Here is a 5,753-nt window from a genome sequence, read left to right as displayed (position 1 = left end):
CCGGGGGGGCGGCCGCACCCCCTCTTTGCGCGCGACCGATGAGTTCGGGCGGCGGATCGGGTCTGCACCGGCATGACCCGAATCAAAGTCAACGGAATCGTCCTGGGCATCGAGTCGTTCGGTGCCGCCGACGCGCCGCTCGTCCTGCTCGTCGGCGGGACGACCATGCTCTCCTGGCCCGACGCGCTCTGCGAACGCCTCGCCGCCGGCGGGCGCCGCGTGGTGCGCTATGACCTGCGCGACAGCGGGGAGTCGACGACCGCGGATCCGCAGGCGCCCGCGTACACCCTGCGCGACCTCGCCGCCGACGCCGCGGCCCTTGCCGACGCACTCGGCGGCGGGCCCGCGCACCTCGCGGGGATCGGCGTCGGCGGGATGGTCGCCCAGGTGGCCGTGCTCGACCATCCGGCCGCGTTCTCGGCGCTCACGCTCGTCGGTACCCGCGCGGTTGCGCCCGGGCCGCCCGACGACGACCTCCCCGACCACGACGAGGCGGCCATGGGCCGACTGTTCGCGAGTCCGATGCCCGACTGGACCGACCGCGAGGCGGTCGCGGACTTCGCCGCCGGCGGCGCGGAGATCCTCGGCGACGACCCCGCCGCCGCGCGCGCAACCGCCGTGCGCATCTGGGACCGTACGCCCGGCACCGCACCCCCGGTCCAGATGGCCAACCAGCTGGGCATGGTGTTCTCCGCGCTCGACTGCACACCCCGCTGGCGCGAGCGCCTGCCCGAGATCAAGGTCCCCGCGCTCGTGATCCACGGCCGCCGCGACCCGTTCTTCCCCGTCGGCAACGGCGAGGCGATCGCCCGCGAGATCCCCGGCGCGCGGCTGCTCGTCCTCGAGGACGCCGCCACGGCGATCCCCGACACTGCCTTCGGCAAGGTCGCCGAGGCGATGCTCGCTCTCGGATAGCGCAGGGCGCGCGAGCCGAGCGGTCATGTAACCGCCTCTGTGGACAAGAGAGTTGGTCGCTGGGGGAACCGGTATGACTTCGGTGGTGGGGGCGTCCGTACGCGCCTTCCGTGCCGTCGCCCGGAAGCAGTCGGGCGGATCGCGGATTCGGCCGCCCGTCGAGGCCCCGGTACTGGGGGTACGCGGAACCTGCCGCGCGTGGTTCACAGCGGGCCGGAATTCTCCTGAATTCCCAGGTTTCGCGCACCGTTTGCCGTGCGGGAAACATGACGGCGCTAGCCTTCCCGCGACAGCCATCCCGTCGGCCGAGGAATCGAGGACCCGGAGTCATGAAGATCTTCTCCGCCCGGGGCGGACGGTCGTGGGGCCGTTCGGCGGGCGGCTTGGCGGCCGTTCCGGCCGACAACGCGAGCGTGCCCGCGGCGCGCGGCGGCGACGAGGACGTCCTGGCGGCCATGCGGTCCGGGGACGGGCGAATACCCGAGGAGCCGGCCGCGGCGCCGCCGGCCGCCGACCGGCCCCCGCACGGCGACGAGCTCGCCGAGACGTTGTACCGCCGCTACTCGGTGCCGCTGCTGTCGTTCTGCCTCAAGCACACGGGCGGCGATCGGCAGTGGGCCGAGGACGTCGTCCAGGAGACCCTGGTGCGCGCGTGGCGCAACGCCGACCGCATCGACCCGAACGACGAAGTTCGTTCGCTCATGCCGTGGTTGGCGACGGTCGCCCGGCGTATCGTCATCGACGACCGCAGAGCCAAAAGTGCGCGCCCCCGGGAAGTGAACCCGGAACCGTTGGAGCACGTACCAGCTGACGACCAGGTCGAACCACTGCTGCGTAGCATGGTCGTGGCCGATGCCTTGCAGTCGTTGTCCCAGGCGCACCGCGAGGTGTTGGTGGAGACGGTGCTGCGCGACCGCAGTGTGAACCAGGCGGCCGAGGCCCTCGGCATCCCGGTGGGCACGGTCAAGTCCCGCGTGTATTACGCGGTGCGGGCCCTGAAGCTCGCACTCGAAGAGAGAGGGGTGAACGCATGAGCGCGCCGGTCGAGCACACCGATGTGGGCGCGTACGCCCTGGGGCTTCTCGAGGACGAAGACCGCGACGCCTTCGAAGCGCACCTGGTCACCTGCGAGCGATGCCAGGCGGAGCTGGACGACATGGGGGACATGCGCGGCCTGTTCGCGGGTGTCGAGGCGGAGGCGTTCACCCCGATGCCCGGGATCGGGGAACCGACCGGCACGCCGCGGGTCGCCCGGTTTCCTGCCCCCGAGGTCCCCCGCGTCGAGGCGGCGGCGCGGACGGCATCCGCAGGGACGCCGGTAGCGGGGACGCCGGTGGCGGATCCGTCCGGGGCACCGGTCGTCGACCTCGGCGCCCGGCGTTCCGCGCGGGAACGCGCCCGCCGGGTCGGGATCGGCATCGCCGCGGCCGCGGCGGCCGTCGTCCTGCTGGTCGCCGGCATCGGCATCGGCGGCGGATTCGAGTCTTCGTCCTCCGAAGCCAGGCACATGAGCCCGGCGGGCGAGCTGTTGGTGGCCGGCGAACGCCACCCCGCCAAGGGCTTCGTGCAGGGGCCGGACGGTGTGCAGGGTTACCTCGGCGTGGACAGCAAAGGCTGGGGCAGCCACATCGGCCTCGAACTCCGGGGCCTGCGCGGACCGTTGCGCTGCAACCTGATCGCCGTCGGCAAGGACGGTACGTCGGAGGTCATGGGCACGTGGTCCGTGCCGGCGTCCGGCTACGGCGTGCCGGAGAGCGAGAAGCCGCTGGTGTTCCACGGCGGCACCTCGATGGGCAAGGAAGCCATCGACCGCTTCGAGGTCCGGACCGTGGAGGGCAGGATGCTGCTCGCCATTCCGATGTGACGCGATGACGGTCGGCCCCAGGGCGTAGTGGATCGGGCCCCGCGCAACGCGCGCGGGGCCCCTTGGTGTTCCGGTCCGTCGATCAGGCGCGGCAGCTCAGCGGCCTGCCGCCGTTGAACGCGACCATGTCGGCGAGGGCTCCGAAGACGTCGACCACGCCGCCGTCCAGTTCCGCGTAGGCGGAGTGCAGGTTGCCCACGAGCCGTTCGCTGTCGGTGAGCGCCTGGTAGTCGCCCAAGTCGGTCCCGTACGCGAGGGCCAGCGGGTCGAGTCCGGCCGCGCGGCCGCGCAGCGCCGTCTCCTTGACGAACGCGGCGTAGCCGGCCGCGACGTCGATCTGCTCGGGGCCGCATACCGGTCCGTGTCCGGGCACCAGCGTCTGCGCGCCGAACTCCCGCAGGCGCTCCAGGGATTGCAGGTACCCGCTCGGCGAACCCATGAGCAGGAACGGGGTGCCGCCGTTGAAGACCAGGTCGCCGGTGAACATCACGCGCTGATCCGGCAGCCAGACCACCGAGTCGTTCGAGGTGTGCGCGGACACCCCGAAGTGCCGTACCTCGGCCCGGGTTTCCCCGGCGTGCAGGGTGACCGACTCGGTGAAGGTCAGGAAGGGCGCCACCGCCCGCAGGTCGCCCCAGTCGACGCCGGGCCACACCAACTCCCGTTCGATGATGCCGTACTTGAGGATCTCCGCACGCGTCTTCTCGTGCGCGACGATCGTCGCCGCGGGGAACAGGTAGTTGCCGTGCGTGTGGTCGCCGTGGTGGTGCGTGTTGACGAGAGTCCGCACCGGGGCCCCTCCCGAGACGCTGGCCATCGTCGCCAGGAACGCCCTCGTCCGGGCTTCGGTCGCACAACTGTCGATGGCGATCACGCCACCGTCGCCGATCAGGAAGCCCGTGTTGTTGATCCACCACGTGCCGTCGGGCTGCACGTACGCGAACACCCCGTCGGCGACCTCCTCGACGCGGGCCGGTTCGATCGTGCCGGTTCCGTGTACGTGCTCGGACACGCTCATGCTGGTCTCCCCCTGGCCGTCGGCTGTGCCTGGTACTGGCATACACCGCCCGGCGATTGCCGCGCCATCACCCGTCCGGGCGTCGCACCTCGGAATCGCCGGGGGTGGTGGATTCCTGCATTCCGCTCGGACACCTGGTGGTCACGAAGGGGCCGGAGGTACTCTCCCCTCGATTACTTCAGAGCGAGAAATAATTGCTTTCCGTCCCCGTTTCCCCGTGGAGGCGTGATGCACAGACCAGGACAAGTCCATCGCGGCCCGCTCAGGTCCCGGGCCCGGACCGTCGCCGCGGCCGTCGCCCTCGGCGTGCTCGTCGCCCTGACCACCGCGGGCCCGGCGGCCGCCGGAAGGGGCGGGTCGCCGGCTCCTGTCGTCGCCACGAGCAGTGGCACGGTTCGCGGTCAAGTCCACGACGGTGCCGAGGAGTTCCTCGGCATTCCGTACGCCGCCCCCCCGGTGGGCGACCGCCGCTTCCGGGCGCCGCGGCCGCACGCCCGATGGTCCGGCGTCCGCGAGGCAACCACGCAGGGCCCGGCGTGCGTGCAGTTCGCGGCCTTCGGCATCGACCCCGCGCAGCCCCGCAGCGAGGACTGCCTGAACCTGGACGTCTACCGGCCCCGCGGTACCCGGCCGGGCGCCGTCCTGCCGGTGGTGCTGTGGATCCACGGCGGCGGCTTCGTGCAGGGCACCGGAACGCAGTTCGCGGGCCGCGCCATGGCCGACGACTACAACGTCATCATCGTGAGCATCAACTACCGCCTGGGCGCGCTCGGATACCTGGGCCTGCCCGGCTTCGACGCGGAGACGCCCGAGGGGTCCGGCAACTGGGGCCTGCTCGACCAGATCGCCGCGTTGCGCTGGATCAAGGACAACGCCAAGGCGTTCGGCGGCAACCCGCGCAATGTCACGGTGACCGGCCAGTCCGCGGGCAGCGGTTCGGTCTGCGGCATCCTCGCCTCTCCCCTGGCCTCCGGCCTCGCCGCGAAGGCGGTCCTGCAGAGCGGTCCGTGCACCCTCCTGGCGGCACGGTCCCGCGCGGACGCCCAGGCGCAGGGCACCGCGTTCGCGACCGGCCTGGGCTGCCCCGACCCGGCGACCGCCGCGGCCTGCCTCCGCGCGGTACCGGCGGCCGCGCTGACCGCGGCCGGCATGCAGTTGCCGGTGCCGGGACTGACGTCGGGCGTACCGGCACTGCCCGTCGACCCCGCGGCCGCCATCGGATCCGGGCACTGGAACAAGATGCCGGTCCTGATCGGCAGCACCCGCTCCGAGGGCAGGATGTTCGCCCTCGACCAGGTGGCGATGACCCCGGACCAGTATCCGGCGTACCTGGCACGGCAGTACGGCCCACTTGCTCCGGAAGTGCTGGCGCGCTACCCCCTGTCGGCGTACGCCTCCCCGTACCACGCGGTGTCCGCCATCGTCGGCGACGCGTCGTTCATCTGCCAGACATCCGTCACCGCGGAACTGCTGCGGCGTCAGGTTCCGACCTACCGGTACGAATTCGACGACCCGGAATCGCCCCCGCTGGTCGGCCTCGACCTGCCGGGGCTGGACATGGGCAACGCACACAGCGCGGAACTGGCGTACCTGTTCGACTTCACGATGCAAGCGCGGCCGTTCACCGCACAGCAGGCCGCGATGGCGGACCGGATGAAGCACGCCTGGGCCGCGTTCGCGTGGACGAGTACGCCCAACGCCTGGGGGCTGACCCTCTGGCCGCCCCTGACAGCGCGCGGTGAGGTGCTCAAGTTCCGCCCCGCCGGGGACATCCGCTTCAGGAGCTTCGACGACGAGCACCACTGCGGATTCTGGAACTCGTCCGCAGCGCCTGGACGCTAGCGCGACAACCGTCCGCGGGCCTAGGTCGTGTCTTCAAAGTGGTGGTTGGAGCCAGAGGAGGGTTGCGGCGAGGGTGAGGGCGGCGGTGAAGGAGGTTGCGGTCTTGTCGTAGCG

General features: G+C 71.7%; 5 protein-coding genes. 4 read left to right on the top strand and 1 reads right to left on the bottom strand.

What is annotated here, in order from left to right:
- The first annotated feature begins 72 nt into the window (after window positions 1–72).
- The 3 genes from AB0C36_RS42340 to AB0C36_RS42330 all read left to right on the top strand — a co-directional run bounded on the left by AB0C36_RS42340 (window position 73) and on the right by AB0C36_RS42330 (window position 2,779).
- Window positions 73–915 (top strand): alpha/beta fold hydrolase, encoded by an 843-nt coding sequence (locus AB0C36_RS42340; RefSeq protein ID WP_358364929.1) that lies wholly within the window; start codon window positions 73–75, stop codon window positions 913–915.
- 455 nt (window positions 916–1,370) lie between these two features.
- Window positions 1,371–1,949, top strand: a complete 579-nt coding sequence (locus AB0C36_RS42335) for a sigma-70 family RNA polymerase sigma factor (RefSeq protein ID WP_435839235.1) — start codon at window positions 1,371–1,373, stop codon at window positions 1,947–1,949.
- Window positions 1,946–2,779, top strand: coding sequence for an anti-sigma factor family protein (locus AB0C36_RS42330; protein WP_358364924.1), 834 nt, complete (start codon window positions 1,946–1,948; stop codon window positions 2,777–2,779). Before AB0C36_RS42335 ends, AB0C36_RS42330 begins: the two co-directional genes overlap by 4 nt.
- A gap of 82 nt (window positions 2,780–2,861) precedes the next feature.
- Here AB0C36_RS42330 and AB0C36_RS42325 read toward each other — a convergent pair whose 3' ends face one another.
- The gene (locus tag AB0C36_RS42325; RefSeq protein WP_358364921.1) at window positions 2,862–3,797 is read right to left on the bottom strand and encodes an MBL fold metallo-hydrolase; all 936 of its coding nucleotides are present in this window, start codon (window positions 3,795–3,797) and stop codon (window positions 2,862–2,864) included.
- A gap of 228 nt (window positions 3,798–4,025) precedes the next feature.
- Here AB0C36_RS42325 and AB0C36_RS42320 point away from each other — a divergent pair, with 228 nt between their 5' ends.
- Complete coding sequence (locus AB0C36_RS42320) at window positions 4,026–5,639, top strand: carboxylesterase/lipase family protein (protein ID WP_358364918.1); 1,614 nt, start codon at window positions 4,026–4,028, stop codon at window positions 5,637–5,639.
- Window positions 5,640–5,753 lie beyond the last annotated feature (114 nt).

The sequence above is a fragment of the Streptodolium elevatio genome (genome assembly GCF_040649515.1).
Lineage (GTDB): Bacteria > Actinomycetota > Actinomycetes > Streptomycetales > Streptomycetaceae > Yinghuangia > Yinghuangia elevatio.
The sequence above is the reverse complement of the archived record's forward strand: the minus strand, read 5'-3'. Positions and strand labels throughout refer to the sequence as shown.

Coding starts and splice junctions, on each gene's coding strand:
- AB0C36_RS42340 (WP_358364929.1), top strand. CDS start 73: ATGACCCGAATCAAAGTCAACGGAATCGTCCTGGGCATCGAGTCGTTC.
- AB0C36_RS42335 (WP_435839235.1), top strand. CDS start 1,371: ATGCGGTCCGGGGACGGGCGAATACCCGAGGAGCCGGCCGCGGCGCCG.
- AB0C36_RS42330 (WP_358364924.1), top strand. CDS start 1,946: ATGAGCGCGCCGGTCGAGCACACCGATGTGGGCGCGTACGCCCTGGGG.
- AB0C36_RS42325 (WP_358364921.1), bottom strand. CDS start 3,797: ATGAGCGTGTCCGAGCACGTACACGGAACCGGCACGATCGAACCGGCC.
- AB0C36_RS42320 (WP_358364918.1), top strand. CDS start 4,026: ATGCACAGACCAGGACAAGTCCATCGCGGCCCGCTCAGGTCCCGGGCC.